We start from the raw sequence: 16,553 nt of genomic DNA, 5'->3' as shown, positions 1-16,553 counted from the left end.
CAGGATGCCCGCCCTGTTTCGGGCGGGTGTCCCTGCGCGCAAAGGCGAAGGCGGTTACCTCGGCGGTATGGTCAAGGTGGCGCCGACCGGAAGCCGGCGCGGCTCGTAGCCCTTGTTGGCTTCGGAAATGACTTTCCACCTGGTGCCGTCGCCATAGGCCTTCTTTGCCAGGTCCCAATAGGTATCGCCGGCGACGATGACATGGCTGGTTTCGGCCGGTGCGGCCTCGGCGGGCTTTGCCGGCTCAGCCGGCGCGGGTGTTGCCGGGGCAGGGGCGGCTTCGGCAGGCTTTGCCGGTTCCGCAGGTGCTGGCGTTGCCGGAGCGGCAGGCGTTGCCGGTGCGGGCGCTGGCGCGGCCTCGGTCGACACGGCCGGCGGCGTGTTGGCGATATCGCCGGAGTTGGCAGGCAGATCGGGCATTGCTTCGGCTGGCTTGGCGGGCTCCGCCGCAGGCGCGGCCGCTGTCGTCGCGGCGATCTCGGTGATGCGGCCGTCGAGCTTGGGCGTGTAGGGCCGGTGCGCGCCGAGATAGTCGGCGACCACCTGTTCGAGGCCGGGGCCGTAATCATAGGCGTTCTTGGCCTTTTCGGCGAAAACCTTGTAGCCGTCGCCGCCCTGGCGGACATAGTTGTTGGTGGCGACCAGATAGTCCTTGTCGGGATTGAGCGGCGTCCAGGCGCCGTTCTCCATCACCTCGACAGACTTGACGCGGCCGGCATTGGCCGGGGCGGATTTGTCGAAGGCGTATTTCAGGCCGGCCACCTGCGGGAAGCGGCCGGCGCCGTCCTCGACCTGGCTGAGACCGCTTTCGAGCCCGGCAACGAGGTCCTTGCCCGAGATCTGGAAGGTCGCCAGCGTGTTCTGGAAGGGCAGCACGGTCAGCACCTCGCCCATGGTGACGGTGCCCTTGTCGATCGAGGCGCGCAGGCCGCCGCCATTGGAGATGACGATCTCGACGCCCTGTCCCTTGACGCGGTCGAGGATGGCGTCGGAGACGAGATTGCCCATCGCGCATTCGCGGGCGCGGCAGCTCTCGCGGCTGCCGTCGATGACGTCGGTCGTCTCGGCCACTTCCTTGTTCTTCAGCGCTTCGATCGGCGCGCCGAGCTCCTTGATGCGGGCGAGCACCGCGGGATCGGGCGTGATCGACTTGTCGAGGAGGATCGGGTCGCCGCTCGCCGACTTGACGACGCCATTGTCGTCGAACACGACCTTGAACTCGCCGAGATATTTCGAATAGGACGCCGCCTGCACGACCGGCACCTTGTAGCCGTCCGGATTGTCGACCATGGACGGATAGGGGCCTGCCGCCTTCGGATCGGTGTTGGACAAAAGCGTATGGCTGTGGCCGCCGACGACCACGTCGACGCCCGGGATCTTCGCTATGACATCGCGCTCCCTGTTGTAGCCGATATGGGTCACGGCAATGATCTTGTTGACGCCCTCTCCCTTCAGCTTCTCGACCTCGGCCGTGATCGACTTGACGTCGTCCTCGATGGCGATGTTGGGGCCGGGAGTGGCGAGTTCGGGCGTATCGTTGGTGACGGCGCCGATGATGCCGATCTTCTGGCCGCCGACCTCGACGACGATGGACGGCTTGACGCGGTCACCGAGCTTGGACTGCGCGTTGGCTTTCACATTGGCGCCGAGCACGGGGAACTTGATCATGTCGAGGAACGGCGCCAATGCCGTTTCGCCGTCGTCGAATTCATGATTGCCGAGCGCCATGGCATCGAACTTCATGTCGTTGAGGAACTCGCCTTCGGCCTTGCCCTTGTAAGTCGTGTAGAACAGCGAACCCTGAAAATTGTCGCCGGCGCTGAGCAACAGCACGTTCTGGCCTTCCAGCTTCTTGCGCTCCTGCGCGATCGCCGTGACCAGCCGGCCGGCTCCGCCGACGCATTCGCCCTTTGTCTCCTCGTCCGCCGAGCAGGTGGATTCGTATTTGTTGTTGCTTTCGATGCGGCTGTGCCAGTCGTTGATGTGCAGGATATTCAGCGTGTAATCGGCAAAAGATGCGCCGGCCGACAGGCCCAGCGTCGACGCGGAAAGGGCGGCAATGGCGGCAAGCTTCTTCATCTTCGTCTCCCGGATAGGCTGATCAGAGCCGTTTAGCGCTCTTGCTTGACCGGTCTCTAACAGCCGGCTTTTTCAGCCATGTTCCCATCGCGTTCCGGAGCATGCAAGGGAAAATCGGGGCAAAACCCCGTTGATCTCTGCGGGGCACAAAAAAGGACGGCGGCCATTGGCCGCCGTCCTTGGATGTCTGAATGCCTGGCGGTTCAGGCGCGCCGGGTCAACACGAAATTCTGGCCGGAGCCGCTGGTGCAGTTGAGCTGGCTGGTGGACACCAGCAAGCAGTTGAAGCTCACCGGAGTCTGCCGGATCAGCGAGGTACCGTGGATCTCGACCGAAGTGGCGCCGGTCATCGTATAGGTACCGTCGGACAGCTTCTGGCCGGTATCGGTCGCTACCGTGGTGAAGGTTCCGCCGGCAAAGGTCGAAAGACCGGTGCCCTTGGCGTCGATCCAGGAGCCTTCGACGCCCTTCGGCGCGGCCCCTATCGACGGCTCGTCGGGACCGCTGGTTGCACAAGCGGCCAGCCCCACCATCGTGGCCGCCGCAACACTCATCGAAAGAATCTTGCGCGCAATGGTCATGTAAAAATCCTCTCCTCGCCCGTCGGCCCGAAATCGGAAAACGACTTTCGGAAAGCACGGTGCATGCATCCAAGTTTCAAGAGCGTAGTTCATGCGTCCAGATGGACGCGGCTTGCTCCCGTCCGCATCCTTCAATCGCCCGATTTCCGGGCGATTGCAAGGCAGTGAGGCATGCTTGGCGCGACGCTATCGCACCAGGATGTTGCGGAATTGCCACGGGTCGTTCCGGTCGAGGTCCTCCGGAAACAGGCCGGGCCGATTATCGAGCGGTGTCCAGTCGGTATAATAGCCCTTCACCGGTCCGAGATATTGCGACTGCACGTCCAGACAGCGCTTGTAGTTCATCTCGTCGGCCTCGACGATGCCGGCTTCGGGGTTCTCCAGCGCCCAGACCATGCCGGCCAGAACCGCCGAGGTGACCTGCATGCCGGTTGCGTTCTGGTAAGGCGCCAGCTTGCGCGCTTCGGCGAGCGACAGTTGCGAGCCGTACCAGTAGGCGTTCTTGTCATGGCCGTAGAGCAGCACCCCGAGCTCGTCTACGCCATCGACAAGTTCGTTTTCGTCCAGCACATGGTGTACCGGTTGCGCCTTGCCGGCAGCGCCGAACATTTCATGCAGCGACAGCACCGCGTCGTTGCAGGGATGATAGGCGTAGTGGCAGGTCGGGCGGTACTGAACCTTGCCCTTTTTGGACCGCACGGTGAAGAAGTCGGCGATCGAGATCGCCTCGTTGTGGGTCACCAGGAAGCCGTATTGGGCACCTGGCGTCGGGCACCACGAGCGCACGCGCGTGTTGGCGCCGGGCTGCTCCAGATAGATTGCGGCCTTGGAACCATGTTTGTGTTTCTTGCCGTTCTTGGGCATCCATTTCTCATGCGTGCCCCAGCCGAGTTCGGCGGGCTGCAGGCCCTCGGAGATGAAGCCCTCGACCGACCAGGTGTTCCAGAACACCTCCATCGGCTTCGGCTTCTTGGTGCGCTGGGTGTCGCGCTCGGCGATGTGGATGCCCTTGACGCCGGCCTTCCTCATGAGCTTCGCCCAGCCCTCGCGGTCTTCCTGCGCGGGTTCCGAAAACTCGAGGCCGAGATCGGTGGCCAGGTTGACCAATGCCTGCTTGACGAACCACGAGACCATGCCCGGATTGGCGCCGCAGGTGGAGACCGCGGTCGCGCCGCCGGGCTTGTCGTGCTTTTCCTTGAGCAGCGACTCGCGCAACGCATAGTTGGTGCGGCTGGCATTGTCGGCCTCGGCATCGAAATAGAAACCGAGCCATGGCTCGACGACCGTGTCGATGTAGAGCACGCCGAGCTTGCGGCAGAGCCGCATCAGATCCACCGAGCCGGTGTCGACCGACAGGTTGACGCAAAAACCCTGGCCGCCCCCATTGGTCAGAAGCGGGGTCAGGAGCTTCTTGTAATTCTTCTCGGTCACCGCATCCTGCATGAAGGTGATGCCGCGCTCGTCGAGCAGCGCGCGGTCGGTGCCGAGCGGGTCGATGACCGTCATGCGCGATTTGTCGAACTTGAAATGGCGCTCGATCAGCGGCAGCGTGCCCCGTCCGATCGAGCCGAAGCCGATCATCACCACAGGGCCGGTGATCTCACCGTAAACGGGCCAGTTTTCATTCGCCATTTTATCGAGCACTCCTTCAGACAGGTGCAAACCCGGGCATTCTCGCCCAACGGGCATGCGCTACATCACAGATCATTGTCATAAACCAGTGAAAAGCGCCAACCGCCGGTCAGGCGGCGTTCGCCATTTGGTTAAGGACGCCGACCAGCCGGTCGCGGTCTGATGTCAAGCCCTTGTAATCGAGCTGGGCGATGTCGAGCGCTTCGAGCTGGGCAGCGAAAGCCGGAGCCAGCGTTGCCCGGTCGGGGTGATGCGCCAACGCCGCCAGCGGGTCGAGATGAATGCGGATGGTGAACAGGATGTCGCCCGAGACGGGCAATTTTCGAAGCGTCTGCCGCTCGACGCGGATGAAGGCGTGGGCATTGGCGTCGCCATCGGCAAATCGCGACGGGCGGCTGGCGGCGCGCTCGATTCGCTCGACATTGGATAGCGGATGGTAGAGCGCATCGCCCGATTGAATCGACCAGTTGTAGCGCTCCACGGCCTGGCCCTGGAGGCCGTCGAACATGCGGTTGATCAGCTCGGCCGGCCGCGTGCCAGGGCCAAAACCCGGCACGGGCGCATGGATCTGCTGCAACGGCTTGCCGAATTTTTCGAGCAGCGACCAGGACGAGGGAAAGCAGAGCGAGCCGGCGGCGAGCCGCCAGCCGTCTTCGCCGCGGCGCATCAGGATCAGGTCTTCCTGGACGAGCAGCGAGGCCGCGACAAGCGGCGCCTTGGCGAAGTCGCCCTCGGGATTGCCGCCGGCGGCGATCACCTCGACCCCGCCACTGGCACGCCGATGGGTCTCGGGAAATACCCGCGGCAAGTGCGCTTCGAGCAGGTCGAGCACTTCGCGCTGGGCATCGCGCGTGCCGTCTTCCTCGACGAACACGGTGCCGGGCATTTCGGCATAGAGCCGCTGCTTCTCGGCGAGGAACGGCAGGAGATGTTCGTCGACTTCGATCCAGTCGGCCAGGGCAAGCGGCTTCAGCCCGATGGTGAACAGCTTGGACGAGCCATCATAGGGCGTGTGGGTGGGCAGCGATGTCATGCTTCAGATCAGTTTTGCCGGGATCAAGCCGCGGAGTGAATTGCCGACATAGAGCGCCCTGGCGGATTTCAAGTCGTCAAAGCTGTAGATCGCCTCGCGGGCGCGGCCTTCATCCAGAAGCGCGCCGCGCAACACGCCAGGCAGCAGCCCGCAATCGAGGCGGGGCGTCAAAAGCATGCCGTCGCCGAAATCGGCGAAGACATTGGTGATGGTGCCTTCGCACATCTCGCCACGCTCGTTGGCCAACAGCACTTCGTCGGCCTGGGTGATGAGGTATTCGGCACGGGCATGCGCGTAGACCTGCCGGTGGCTGGTCTTGTGGCGCAGCAGCATGTCGTTCGAATCGAGCCTTGTGCGCGCCAGCCGCAGCGTCCAGACCTTATCGGCGGCGAGCGGCTCATAGGGCTGGACCGAGGCGGCCGCGTCGCCACTGCGCGCCAAAGCCAGGCGCGTGCGCAAGGCGTTGCGCGCGCCATCGACAGCCTTGCCCAACACGTCGCCGATCCTTTGCGGGTCGCAGGCAAAACCGAGTTCGGCCGCCGAACCATAGAGGCGCGCCAGATGCCGCTCGAAGCGCAGGAAGCCCATGGGCGGCTCCCAGCGCATGGTCTCGATCAATTCGAAACCGGCGGCGTTCCCGTCGCGAAGCGGGCTTTCAAGAGACACTCCTGATACTCCTCCTGCGCGGTTGAATCGAAGACGATGCCGCCGCCGATATTGTAGACGGCCTCGCCGCCGGGAAAGAGCGAGATGGTGCGGATCGCCACGGAAAAGCGCATCGTGCCGCCGGGCGCGATCCAGCCGATGGCGCCGCAATAGACATCGCGGGGCGTGCCTTCAAGGTCATGCAGGATCTCCATGGCGCGGATTTTCGGCGCGCCGGTGATGGAGCCGCAGGGAAACAGCGCGGCAAAAATTTGGCGGATCGTGAGGCCCGGCAGCAGCTTCGCCCTGACGTCGCTCACCATCTGGTGGACGGTCGGATAGGTCTCGATGCGGAACAGCTCGGGCACTTCCAGCGTGCCGACCTCGCTGATCAGCGAGATGTCGTTGCGAAGCAGGTCGACGATCATCCGGTTCTCGGCCTGGTTCTTCTCGTCATTGCGCAGGAAGGTTTTCTGGCGCTCGTCGTCGGCTTCCGTCGCACCACGCGGCGCCGTGCCCTTCATCGGATGGGTCTCGACCATGCCCTGGGCGTCGATCTCGAAGAACAGTTCGGGTGAGCGCGACAGCACGACCGGATCGCCAAGCGAAACCAGGGCACCATATTTCACCGGCTGGCGTTCGGTCAGCGCGTCGAAGGCGGCGAGCGGATCGCCCGACCATTGCGCATGCACCGGGAAGGTCAGGTTGCCCTGGTAGCAGTCGCCTTGCCTGATGTGCCGGTGCAGCCGCGAGAACCGCTTCTCGTAATCCTCGAACGACCATGTCGCCCTTGCATCGAAGATCGGGCCGTTGGTCGCCGCCGCCTTACGGGGCGGCACCGGCTCTTGCACCGGCGCGTCAAAGACGCCCAGGCAGACCAGCGGGGCGCGGCGCCCGGCCGGCAGCAACGGAACCAGCTTCGGCTCCAGCAGGTAGCCCGCCTCGTACGAGAAGTAGCCGGCAAGCCACTTGCCGGCATCATGCGCGGCCTGGGCCGCCTGCAGCGCGGCCGAGAAATCCCGGGCCTCGTGCGCCGTGATGATGTCGTCCGGTCGGTCGAAAACGAGCTGGCGCGCGCTTTCGTCATTGCGGAAAATTGCGGCGGGCAGGGGCATGGAACTCGGGCGTGGATCGATGAAGCCAATGATGGCTCTATATGGGGGGGCAGCCGCGCGCAATCGAGGGAGCGGCACCTTGCCACTTAAACCCGACCTGTCGCCCGATCCGTGGGCAGACCTTGCGGCCAAAAGCAAACCGGCGGCGCTTCGTTCGCGCCGCCGGCCGCAATCGTCGGATCTGCCCTGTCGCTCAGGTGTTGCTGGCGGTTCCAGCCGACGGAAACTGCCTGGCGAATTCCGCCTCGTTGCCGGCGGCGAGCAGCTTGGCCTGCTCGATCCAGCGCTCGCGCGCGATACGGCCGTCGAAATTCATGACGTCCTCGATCCGCTTGATATCAGCGGCTGTCCAGGCGGCGATCTGGGCAAAGCTGGTGACGCCTTGTGCCCTGAGCAGTTTCTCGTTGACCGGGCCGATACCGATCAGCCGGCGCAGATTGTCGGGTTTGCCGGAAGCCGCCTTGGCCGGCGCGGCCTTCGCCGGTGCCGCCTTCCTGGGCGCCACGCTGGCCTTGGGTGCCGCCTTGGCGGCAGCGGCCTTCGGCGCGCCAGTCTTCGCGGCGCTGGAAGCGGCCTTGGCCGCAGCCGGCTTCCTGGGCGCCGGCTTGGCCGCCGGAGCGGATTTGGCAGGGGTGGGCGTCGACATCAAGGCGGCCGGCGCCGGCGCCGCCGCCTTTGCCGGGCCGGAGCCGGTCGAGGCCTCGCGCAGCTGGCGCTCGAGATCGGCGCGGGTGCGCCCGCAGGCATCCAACTCGCCGGTCAGGCGATCGCTGTCGGCCCGCAGCCGGTCGCGCTCGCTGCGTGTGCGGTCGAGGTCGCCGCGCAAGCTGTCGAGCTCACCGCGCAGGCGTCCCCAGATGAACCAGCCAACCAGCACACCCACAAGGAACGCCAGGAGCATGTAGAAAAAAGTGCCCATTGTCTCTCTCTCCAGTCAGATCCGTCTGCCGCGGCATTGGACTTAATGACCTTCGGCGAAGGACTACTCGATGATGGTTCGGCCGCCTGCGGAACAGCCGGCCTCAGTCGAGCCGTCGGCGTCGGCTTTGCAAGCCATGGCCAATGGCCGTCGTCGCGTGCACCGGAACGCCGCGATCGGCTGAGACTTCCCCGCCCGACCCGCATGCTCCGGCTGAGCTTGGCGGGGAGGCTATCATAGAGCTTACGGAAAGCTATGGGAAAACTACGAAAGAGAGTTATTCAAGAACAGATATTTAGACCAAGAATAGTGTGGGCCCAATATGCATTCCGGCTAAACTGTTCTGAGCAGGTGGGGACGACGTACAGAAGACGCCTCAGTTGTCGAGCGCTTCCAGCTCGTCGATCAAGCCGCTGATCACGCCAAGCCCGATCTGCCAGAAGGCGGGATCGGTGGCATCGAGGCCGAAAGGCGCCAGAAGCTGCGAATGATGCTTGGTGCCGCCGGCGCGCAGCATCTCGAAATATTTGTCCTGGAAGCCGCGCTCGGCGTTCTGGTAGACCGCGTAGAGCGAGTTCACCAGACAGTCGCCGAACGCATAGGCGTAGACGTAGAAGGGCGAATGGATGAAGTGCGGGATGTAGGTCCAGAAGACTTCGTAGCCGTCGCGCAACTTTATCGCCGGGCCCAGACTTTCCGCCTGCACCTCCAGCCAGAATTGGCCGAGCCTGTCGGATGTCAGTTCGCCGTTGCGGCGCTCCGCATGCACCTTGCGCTCGAATTCGTAGAAGGCGATCTGGCGCACGACCGTGTTGATCATGTCCTCGACCTTCTGGGCGAGCATGGCCTTGCGCTCGCGCCTGTCGGTGGTCTGCTCGAGCAACGAGCGGAAGGTCAGCATCTCGCCGAAAACGGACGCCGTCTCGGCCAGCGTTAGCGGCGTCGAGGCCATCAGCGCGCCCTGGCCGCCGGCCAGCACCTGATGCACGCCATGGCCAAGCTCATGCGCCAGCGTCATCACATCGCGCGGCTTGCCCATGTAGTTGAGCAGCACGTAGGGGTGCGCCGAAGGCACGGTCGGATGGGCGAAGGCGCCGGGGGATTTGCCTGGGCGCACCGGCGCGTCGATCCAGTTGCGGTCGAAGAAAGTCCGCGCGATCTCGGCCATCTCGGGCGAGAAGCGCTGATAGGCGGACAGCACCGTGTTCCTGGCCTCGTCCCAGCCAATCACCGCCTGCGGCGTCTCCGGCAACGGCGCGTTGCGGTCCCAGTGGTTCATCACCTCCATGCCCAGCCAGCGCGCCTTCATCCGGTAATAGCGGTGCGACAGGCGCGGATAGGCCTCGCGCACCGCCGAAGCCAGCGCATCGACCACACCGCGCTCGACGCGGTTGGCGAGATGGCGTGAATCGGCGATGTCCTCGAAACCGCGCCAGCGGTCCGAGATTTCCTTGTCCTTGGCCAGCGTGTTGGTGACCAGCGTGAAGGTGCGCAAATTCCTCCGGAAGGTCTGGGCGAGCGCCTCGGAGGCGCGGCGTCGCACCTCGCCGTCGGCATCCTGCAATCGGTTCAGGGCCGGTTCCAACGTCAGCTCCTCGCCGTCGACGTCGAAGCGCAAGTCCGTCATCGTCTCGTCGAACAGCCGGTTCCAGGCACCGCGCCCGGTGATCGATTTTTCGTGGAAGAGCTGCTCGACGCGATCCTCGAGCTGATAGGGCTTGTCCAGGCGCAGATCGAGCACCCAGGGCCGGTAATGACCGAAGGCGGGGTCGGCGGCGAGCGCACCCTCGATGGCCGCGTCGTCGATCAGGTTCAGTTCGAGCGCGAAGAACAGAAGATGCGCGCTGGCGTCGGTCATCTTCTCCTGGATGTCGCCATAGAGCTTGGCGCGCTGCGGATCGGCGGTGTTGCCGGCATAGATGAGGCCGGCATAGGAGACGATGCGGCCGATCAGCTCTTCCAGAGCCTCATAGGCGACAAGCGCCTCGCCCAGCCTGCCTGCGCTGCCGCGCTCGGCCTCGGCGGACAGCGTGCCCTTCCAGCGGCTCTCGAAGGCGACCGCATCGGCGGCGGCTTTCGCGATGTCGCGCTTCAGCTCCGGCGCCTCCATGCCCGCATAGAGGTCGGCAAGATTCCATTCCGGCAGATCGCCAAGCTCGGCGGCGCCCTGACCGGAAGCTGGCGCCGCAAGCCGCCGATCAAACATCACGCGCATCGACAATACCTTCTTTTGAATCGAGTGGCCGGGCCCAGGGCCAGAATCAGGAGAACGGAGAAGCCGGTCAAATCCTAAGGAATTCGTTCACCGGGTTTTTTGAAACCTTATTTAGAACCCTGTGCCAAGATGGTCCATGGGGATATCAGGCGGGCGGCTCAAGACAGTCATGACAGGTTCCATACTCATAGTCGATGACGATCCCGTGCAGCGCCGGCTGCTCGAGGCGGCGGTGACGCGGTTCGGCCACACCGCAATCGTCGTCGACGGGGGCGCTGCCGGCCTCGACGTCCTCGACGGACCCGGCGCCCGCGACGTGTCGGTGGTCATTCTCGATCTGGTCATGCCCGATCTCGATGGCATCGGCGTGCTCAAGGCGATGCGCGAGCGCGGCATCACCATCCCGGTCATCGTGCAGACCGCCCAGGGCGGCATCGAGACCGTGGTTTCGGCGATGCGCCACGGCGCCTTCGACTTCGTCGTCAAGCCGGCCTCTCCCGACAGGCTGCAGGCCTCGATCGCCAACGCACTCAAGGTCGAGGCTGTCGAAGGCGAGGTCAAGCGCACGTCGCGCCGGCGCGGCGGGCTGCTGACCTTCAGGGACATGATCACGCACAGTCCCGCCATGGACAAGGTGATCCGCCTCGGCCAGAAAGCGGCGGCATCCAACATCCCGATCCTGATCGAGGGCGAATCCGGCGTCGGCAAGGAACTGGTGGCGCGCGCCATACAGGGCAGCGGCGACCGCCGCTCGAAACCTTTCGTCACCGTCAATTGCGGCGCCATTCCCGACAATCTGGTCGAATCGATCCTGTTCGGCCATGAGAAGGGCTCGTTCACCGGAGCCACGGAGAAGCACACCGGCAAATTCGTCGAAGCGCATTCGGGCACGCTGTTCCTGGACGAGATCGGCGACCTGCCGCTCGACGTGCAGGTCAAGCTGCTGCGCGCCGTCCAGGATGGCGAGGTCGATCCGGTCGGCGGCCGCGCCACGGTCCGGGTCGACATCAGGCTGATTTCGGCGACGCACCGCAATCTCCTGCAGCAGGTCAAGGACGGCAAGTTCCGCGAGGACCTGTTCTACCGGCTCAACGTCTACCCGATCTATGTGCCGCCCCTGCGCGACCGCCGCGACGACATTCCCGATCTGGTCGCGCATTTCATGGAGAAGGTGGCTCCGGCGGACCCGCGCCATCGCCTGCGGGGCATTTCGGCGGCGGCGCTCGCCGTGCTCCAGGCCTATGACTGGCCCGGCAACATCCGGCAGCTGGAAAATGCCGTCTTCCGCGCCTCGGTGCTGTGCGAAGGCGATGTGCTCGGCGTCGAGGATTTCCCGCAAATCCGCGCCCAGGTGGAGGGCACGGTCCGTCTCGATGTGGACATCGCGCCGGCCGGCCCGGCTTTGGCCGTAGAACCGCGCGATGAGCCGGCGCTGAGCGGCGAGATCGTTCCGGCTGCCGAACCCGAATCGCCGACGCGGCTTCAGCCACGCTTCGGCACGCTGCGCGCGCTCGACGAACGCGGCAATGTGCGCGCCCTGGCGGATGTCGAACTGGAGATGATCAAGCTCGCCATCGATCACTACAACGGCCAGATGAGCGAAGTCGCCCGCCGCCTCGGCATCGGCCGCTCGACGCTTTACCGCAAGCTCAAGGAATACGGCATCGATCCGGAAACCGGCAGGCTCGACCGGCTCGCTTCCTGAGGGCGCTATCGCGCACAGCCGCCCGATGTCCGGCCTGAGAGCGGTCGGCCCGAGTGCGGTCACGCAAGGCCGGGACCAGCTTGCGCTGCCATCATGTCGCCGGTGCATTGACTGGACCGGAGAGTGGCGCGCCGATGGCGACGTCCCCGACGGTCCCGTTCACGCATTAAGGCTAACGGTAACAGATCGTGTTTCGGCCAAACGAGGAATCATGATCTAAACCAGCGGTTTACCAAGAAACCTTGTGGACAATTTTTGGCGGGATATCGCCACGGTCTTACCGCATTTCGGCTTCAATAAGCGATGATTAACCATTAGGATCGATATTCGGATGTGACAACGACACGTCCGTTTGGGCAAATCCGGGGACAAACGGCAGCCTGCAAGGCCTTTTGATTTGAACAGAATCGAACGACACACAAACGGGCGGCACTATCATCTGAGCGTCTGGCCGAAGTGGCTGGTGGCCATGATTGTCGCATTTGGTTTTCTTGCCGCTGCCGCAACCGGCGCCAGGGCCGAAGTCCGTTCTCTGAAGCTCTACCACCTCCACACGCACGAGAAAGCGGAGATCGTCTACAAGCGCAACGGCCGTTACGATCAGGCCGGGCTGAGGAAGATCAACATCATCCTGCGCGACTGGCGCCGCAACGAGCCGACCAAGATGGACCCGCGCCTGCTGGACCTGGTCTGGGAAGCCTATCGGGAAAGCGGCGCCACCGACTATATCCAGGTGGTTTGCGGCTATCGCTCGCCGTCGACGAACTCGATGCTGCGCAGCCGCAGCAAGGGTGTCGCCGAGAAGAGCCAGCACATGCTCGGCAAGGCGATGGACTTCTACATTCCGGGCGTGCCGCTGAAGAAGCTGCGCAATATCGGGCTCAAGATGCAGGGCGGCGGCGTCGGCTACTATCCGAGATCCGGTTCGCCGTTCGTCCACATGGACGTCGGCAATGTGCGCCATTGGCCCGGCATCAGCCGACAGGAACTGGTGAGCCTGTTCCCGAACGGCAAGACGCTGCACGTGCCGAGCGACGGCCGGCCGCTGCCCGGCTTTGAGCAGGCGCTTGCCTCGTACAAGGCACGCAAGGGTTCCGGCGGCGCCGCCATCGAGCTGGCCAGCGCCGGCGGCGGTTCCAAGAGGTCCGGCGGACTGCTGGCTGCCTTTTTCGGCGGCGGCGACGACGAGGCCGACGACAGCGCCGATGTCGCATCCGCGGAGCCGGCGCCCAAGCCGAGAAGCGTGAAGCCGGCACCGGCGAGCACCGCCAAGAGCGACACCCTGCCGGGGATCGCGATCGTGGCGCCCGAGAACGCCAAGCGCGCCGAGATCCCGCAGGTCGCCGAGGAGCAGGCTCCGGAGCCGGAAAAGGATACGCCCGAGACCATCATCGCGGCGTTGCCGGCACGCAGCATCCCGCTGCCCGATTTTGCGCCGCGGCCGAAAGTCGATGTCGGCGCACAGCCGCCTGAGAATGTTCCCTTCGGCATGGCGGATGCGACGGCCAGCGCCGAACAGACCGTGGCAACCGTGCAGACGCCGGCGAATATGCCTTTCGGCAAGGCTGATCCCTCGGCGGTCGCCGCCGATGCAGCGCAGGTTGCCGCCAACAACATACCTTTGCCGACATGGCGCCCCGAACACACGTTGCCGGCGGTGCTGGCGCCTGCGCCCAGCAAGGATGTGCTGATGGCGCTGGCCGAGACGGCCGAGCGTGGCAAGACCGCGACCGATGCCTTCTCGGTGCTGCCGAGCGCGCGGCCGGATATGACCAATATCGATGCGGCCAAGCCCGATGCGGTCAAGCCCGATGCGGTCAAGGCCGTGCTCGACGAGGCCGAGGCGCTTCCCGTGCAGGCTGACTATTATCGGGTTGCGTCGTTGTCCGAGCCTCGTTCGGCTTTCAACGACCCGTCCGGCGTCGATGCCGCATCGCCGCGCGAGGCCGTCGTCGCCCGCGCTGCCGGTTCCGATCCGGTCGCCGCGATCGGCGCCGGCGTGAAGACGACCCGCAAGGAGGCCAGAGCCACCGCCCGCGACCTGAAACCCGGTCCCAAGGCCATCGTGGTTGCCGCCGCACCGCAGGCCGCCCGCTGGGCGCTGACCAGCGGCGAGAATGTCGCGACGGTTTCGAGCGCCACGACGGCGCCGGGCTACGCCTACAACGTGGTCCACACGCCGCCGAGCGAGGTCTACACGGCCGGCTTCCAGCAGGGCGACCAGATGGCGGATGCCAACCGTTTCACCGGCAATGCCGTAAAATTCCTGTCCGTCGCGCGCTTCCAGACGAAGTAAAGACCGGGCATTCCGAAAGCCGCGCCGGGCAACCGGCGCGGCTTTTCGTTGTCAGCCGGCTGTGTGCGGGCACAACCGGCATGCATGAAGCCGGCCCCGGCCCCGCGGGATCACGGGTGCCTGAACTTCTCGTGAAAAGGTAAAAGCTGCCTGTTTCCCGGCTAGAATGGCTGCGTTCCAACCCCGGGGATATTCATGAAGAAGATCCTGTTGGCATCCGTCCTGGCGCTGGTGGCGGCATCGGCGGCTTTTGCTCCCTCGCAAGCCGAAACCGTGATCATCAAAAATGGCAAGCATCACTGCCGGACCAAGATGGTCACGCATTGGAAGCATCGCCACAAGGCGGTCGAGAAGGTCAGGGTCTGCAACTGACCGCCAAGACACCACTGACTATCATGGCACCAGACTAGCCCGATCGGCGCAAGCCGGCCGGGCTTTTTCGTGCCGCCCGGGATGGTTCAGTCGATGTCCAGCGCGGCCGCTTCGCCCCGCGCCAGAAGCCGCGCGGCATCGCGTGCAGGCGGCAACCCGAACTGACGCGCATACTCCCGGCTGAACTGCGAAGCGCTTTCATAGCCCACGGTAAAGGCAACCCGCGCGGCGTTTCCCGGCTGGGCCAGCAGCAGGTGGCGGGCCTCCAGCAGGCGGACCTGCTTCTGGTACTGGATCGGGCTCATCGCCGTCGCCGCCTTGAAGTGGCGATGAAACGCAGCGCTGCTCATATTGGCGAGCTCGGCCAACCGCCGCACCTCGATAGGCTCGTCATAGTGAGCCCGGATCCAGGCGGTCGCCCGGCGGATCTGTGACAAGCGGCTGTCGGCGCCGGCGAGCTGGCGCAACTTCGCGCCTTGCGGGCCTTGCAACAGGCGAAACAATATCTCGCGCTCGAGCAGGGGAGCGAGCACGGGAATCTCGGCGGGCCTGTCGAGCAGCCGCAGCATCCGGCGCCACGCGTCGAGCAGGTCGTCATTGGCCAGGTAGGTCATGAAATCGTCGCCACCGACGGCCGGCTCGTGCTCGATGAGCAGGGCTGCGATCGCCTTGACATCGAGGGCGAAGCCGATGGCCACATAGGGATGCGCGGTGCTCGCCTCGATCAGCTGGCTGGTGGCGGGTGTCTCGACTGCGTAGACGAAATAGCTGCCGGCTTGATAACGAAGCGTACGCTCGCCGATCAGCACCGATTTCGTGCCTTGCAGCACGAACAGCGCCGTCGGCTGACAAAGCTCGGGCATAGGCGGCGTCGGGACCTCGCTGCGGCCGATCGTAACGCGAGGGATCGCCGTCCTTGTCCGCCGCCCATGCGCATGGCGGCCGGCGATGGCGATCAATTCCAGCAGCGCCTCTCTCATCGTTTCAGCATTGCCGATCCGCGTGGGCCGCGCAACCAGGTGAGAGGATCAGGCAAGAGCAAGAGAGTTTTCGGCGCGCGAGGCGGGCCGCAATCCGCCATCTCTAAGGCGCGTCGCGTTTGGCGACGCGTCTTGGGCCTTTGTTTTATGCATGTCGTTTTCCCGGACCGGGCCACTTCCAGGCGACAGGCGTCAGGCCTCCACAAAGGAGATTTGGATATGACGACATCGAAGCGCGCACTGGTGACCGGCGCCAACAAGGGCATCGGCCTGGAGACCGCACGGCGCCTGGCGGCAACGGGATTCAAGGTCTGGCTCGGCGCCCGCGACGCCGCACGCGGCACCGCAGCGGCACAGGCGCTGCGCAGCGAAGGGCTCGACGTCGAGTGGCTCGAACTCGACGTCGTCGATGACGAAAGCGTGGCGGCCGCCGCCAGGACCGTCGCGGCGCGGGTAGCCAGCCTCGACGTGCTGGTCAACAATGCCGGCATTGCTCCTGGATATGTCGACGCGCTCGGCTCGAACGGGCGGTATGAGTTGCCGCCGAGCCGGGAGAATATCGCCGACATCAAGGCCACCTATGATGTCAACGTCTTCGGCCCGGTCCGCGTCACCCAGGCATTCCTGCCGCTTCTGCTGGCATCGCCCGCCGGCCGCATCGTCATGGTGAGCAGCTATATCGGCTCGATCGCCCGCGCGCAGGACGCAACAGGCGAAAACCAGTCGCCCAACATAATGGGCTATGGCAGCTCCAAGACGGCGCTCAACGCGATTACGGTGGCGTTCGCCAGGGAGCTCGCGCCGCGCGGCATCAAGGTGAATGCGGCTGCTCCCGGCTACACCGCGACCGATCTCAACGGGCACAGGGGCGGTCGCACGGTGCGGCAGGCAGCCGAGATCATCGTGCGCCTGGCGACGCTGGATGCCGATGGTCCGACTGCCGGCTATTTCGACGAGAATGGCCCGCTGCGCTGGTGAACG

General features: G+C 64.8%; 13 protein-coding genes. 4 read left to right on the top strand and 9 right to left on the bottom strand.

The annotated features are described in order from the left end of the window. Positions 1–54 precede the first annotated feature (54 nt). From FJ949_RS13840 to FJ949_RS13805, 8 genes are all read right to left on the bottom strand, one after another. A complete protein-coding gene (locus tag FJ949_RS13840; RefSeq protein ID WP_140496276.1) occupies positions 55–2,079 on the bottom strand; it encodes a bifunctional metallophosphatase/5'-nucleotidase in 2,025 nt (674 codons plus the stop codon). Positions 2,080–2,282: 203 nt separating this feature from the next. Beyond that, positions 2,283–2,660 (bottom strand): hypothetical protein, encoded by a 378-nt coding sequence (locus FJ949_RS13835; RefSeq protein ID WP_140496275.1) that lies wholly within the window; start codon positions 2,658–2,660, stop codon positions 2,283–2,285. A 186-nt stretch (positions 2,661–2,846) separates the two neighbouring features. Then, entirely contained in the window at positions 2,847–4,292 is a 1,446-nt protein-coding gene (locus tag FJ949_RS13830) for a homospermidine synthase (protein ID WP_140496274.1), read from the bottom strand. A gap of 109 nt (positions 4,293–4,401) precedes the next feature. Next, complete coding sequence (locus FJ949_RS13825; protein ID WP_140496273.1) at positions 4,402–5,325, bottom strand: DUF3445 domain-containing protein; 924 nt, start codon at positions 5,323–5,325, stop codon at positions 4,402–4,404. Between the two features lie 3 nt (positions 5,326–5,328). After that, positions 5,329–5,991 (bottom strand): aminotransferase class IV family protein, encoded by a 663-nt coding sequence (locus FJ949_RS13820; RefSeq protein WP_140496272.1) that lies wholly within the window; start codon positions 5,989–5,991, stop codon positions 5,329–5,331. Next, on the bottom strand, positions 5,940–7,085 hold the full coding sequence (locus FJ949_RS13815; RefSeq protein ID WP_140496271.1) for an aminodeoxychorismate synthase component I: 1,146 nt from the start codon (positions 7,083–7,085) through the stop codon (positions 5,940–5,942). Before FJ949_RS13815 ends, FJ949_RS13820 begins: the two co-directional genes overlap by 52 nt. 193 nt (positions 7,086–7,278) lie before the next feature. Beyond that, the gene (locus tag FJ949_RS13810; RefSeq protein WP_140496270.1) at positions 7,279–8,004 is read right to left on the bottom strand and encodes a proton-conducting membrane transporter; all 726 of its coding nucleotides are present in this window, start codon (positions 8,002–8,004) and stop codon (positions 7,279–7,281) included. Between the two features lie 376 nt (positions 8,005–8,380). Further along, on the bottom strand, positions 8,381–10,219 hold the full coding sequence (locus tag FJ949_RS13805) for a M3 family oligoendopeptidase (RefSeq protein WP_181171971.1): 1,839 nt from the start codon (positions 10,217–10,219) through the stop codon (positions 8,381–8,383). Between the two features lie 169 nt (positions 10,220–10,388). On the opposite strand from FJ949_RS13805, the gene FJ949_RS13800 reads away from it, so the two are divergent. From FJ949_RS13800 to FJ949_RS30340, 3 genes are all read left to right on the top strand, one after another. Then, on the top strand, positions 10,389–11,924 hold the full coding sequence (locus FJ949_RS13800; RefSeq protein WP_140496269.1) for a sigma-54 dependent transcriptional regulator: 1,536 nt from the start codon (positions 10,389–10,391) through the stop codon (positions 11,922–11,924). Positions 11,925–12,393: 469 nt separating this feature from the next. After that, positions 12,394–14,220 (top strand): DUF882 domain-containing protein, encoded by a 1,827-nt coding sequence (locus FJ949_RS13795; RefSeq protein WP_181172116.1) that lies wholly within the window; start codon positions 12,394–12,396, stop codon positions 14,218–14,220. Positions 14,221–14,415: 195 nt separating this feature from the next. Beyond that, complete coding sequence (locus FJ949_RS30340) at positions 14,416–14,592, top strand: hypothetical protein (RefSeq protein ID WP_181165230.1); 177 nt, start codon at positions 14,416–14,418, stop codon at positions 14,590–14,592. 86 nt (positions 14,593–14,678) lie between these two features. Here FJ949_RS30340 and FJ949_RS13790 read toward each other — a convergent pair whose 3' ends face one another. Further along, positions 14,679–15,572: an AraC family transcriptional regulator gene (locus FJ949_RS13790; protein ID WP_140496268.1), complete on the bottom strand. Its 894-nt coding sequence runs from the start codon at positions 15,570–15,572 to the stop codon at positions 14,679–14,681. Positions 15,573–15,791: 219 nt separating this feature from the next. Here FJ949_RS13790 and FJ949_RS13785 point away from each other — a divergent pair, with 219 nt between their 5' ends. After that, positions 15,792–16,550, top strand: coding sequence for an SDR family NAD(P)-dependent oxidoreductase (locus tag FJ949_RS13785; RefSeq protein WP_140496267.1), 759 nt, complete (start codon positions 15,792–15,794; stop codon positions 16,548–16,550). Positions 16,551–16,553 lie beyond the last annotated feature (3 nt).

It is taken from the genome of Mesorhizobium sp. B2-4-1 (assembly GCF_006442185.1).
Lineage (GTDB): Bacteria > Pseudomonadota > Alphaproteobacteria > Rhizobiales > Rhizobiaceae > Mesorhizobium.
Note: the sequence above shows the minus strand (reverse complement) of the source record. Positions and strands in the feature narration are given on the sequence as shown.

Bases quoted from the DNA above. Each gene is read 5' to 3' on its own strand.
- FJ949_RS13790 (WP_140496268.1), bottom strand. From the start codon at position 15,572: ATGAGAGAGGCGCTGCTGGAATTGATCGCCATCGCCGGCCGCCATGCG.
- FJ949_RS13800 (WP_140496269.1), top strand. From the start codon at position 10,389: ATGACAGGTTCCATACTCATAGTCGATGACGATCCCGTGCAGCGCCGG.
- FJ949_RS13815 (WP_140496271.1), bottom strand. From the start codon at position 7,085: ATGCCCCTGCCCGCCGCAATTTTCCGCAATGACGAAAGCGCGCGCCAG.
- FJ949_RS13830 (WP_140496274.1), bottom strand. From the start codon at position 4,292: ATGGCGAATGAAAACTGGCCCGTTTACGGTGAGATCACCGGCCCTGTG.
- FJ949_RS13785 (WP_140496267.1), top strand. From the start codon at position 15,792: ATGACGACATCGAAGCGCGCACTGGTGACCGGCGCCAACAAGGGCATC.
- FJ949_RS30340 (WP_181165230.1), top strand. From the start codon at position 14,416: ATGAAGAAGATCCTGTTGGCATCCGTCCTGGCGCTGGTGGCGGCATCG.
- FJ949_RS13840 (WP_140496276.1), bottom strand. From the start codon at position 2,079: ATGAAGAAGCTTGCCGCCATTGCCGCCCTTTCCGCGTCGACGCTGGGC.
- FJ949_RS13795 (WP_181172116.1), top strand. From the start codon at position 12,394: ATGATTGTCGCATTTGGTTTTCTTGCCGCTGCCGCAACCGGCGCCAGG.
- FJ949_RS13810 (WP_140496270.1), bottom strand. From the start codon at position 8,004: ATGGGCACTTTTTTCTACATGCTCCTGGCGTTCCTTGTGGGTGTGCTG.
- FJ949_RS13825 (WP_140496273.1), bottom strand. From the start codon at position 5,325: ATGACATCGCTGCCCACCCACACGCCCTATGATGGCTCGTCCAAGCTG.
- FJ949_RS13805 (WP_181171971.1), bottom strand. From the start codon at position 10,219: ATGCGCGTGATGTTTGATCGGCGGCTTGCGGCGCCAGCTTCCGGTCAG.
- FJ949_RS13835 (WP_140496275.1), bottom strand. From the start codon at position 2,660: ATGACCATTGCGCGCAAGATTCTTTCGATGAGTGTTGCGGCGGCCACG.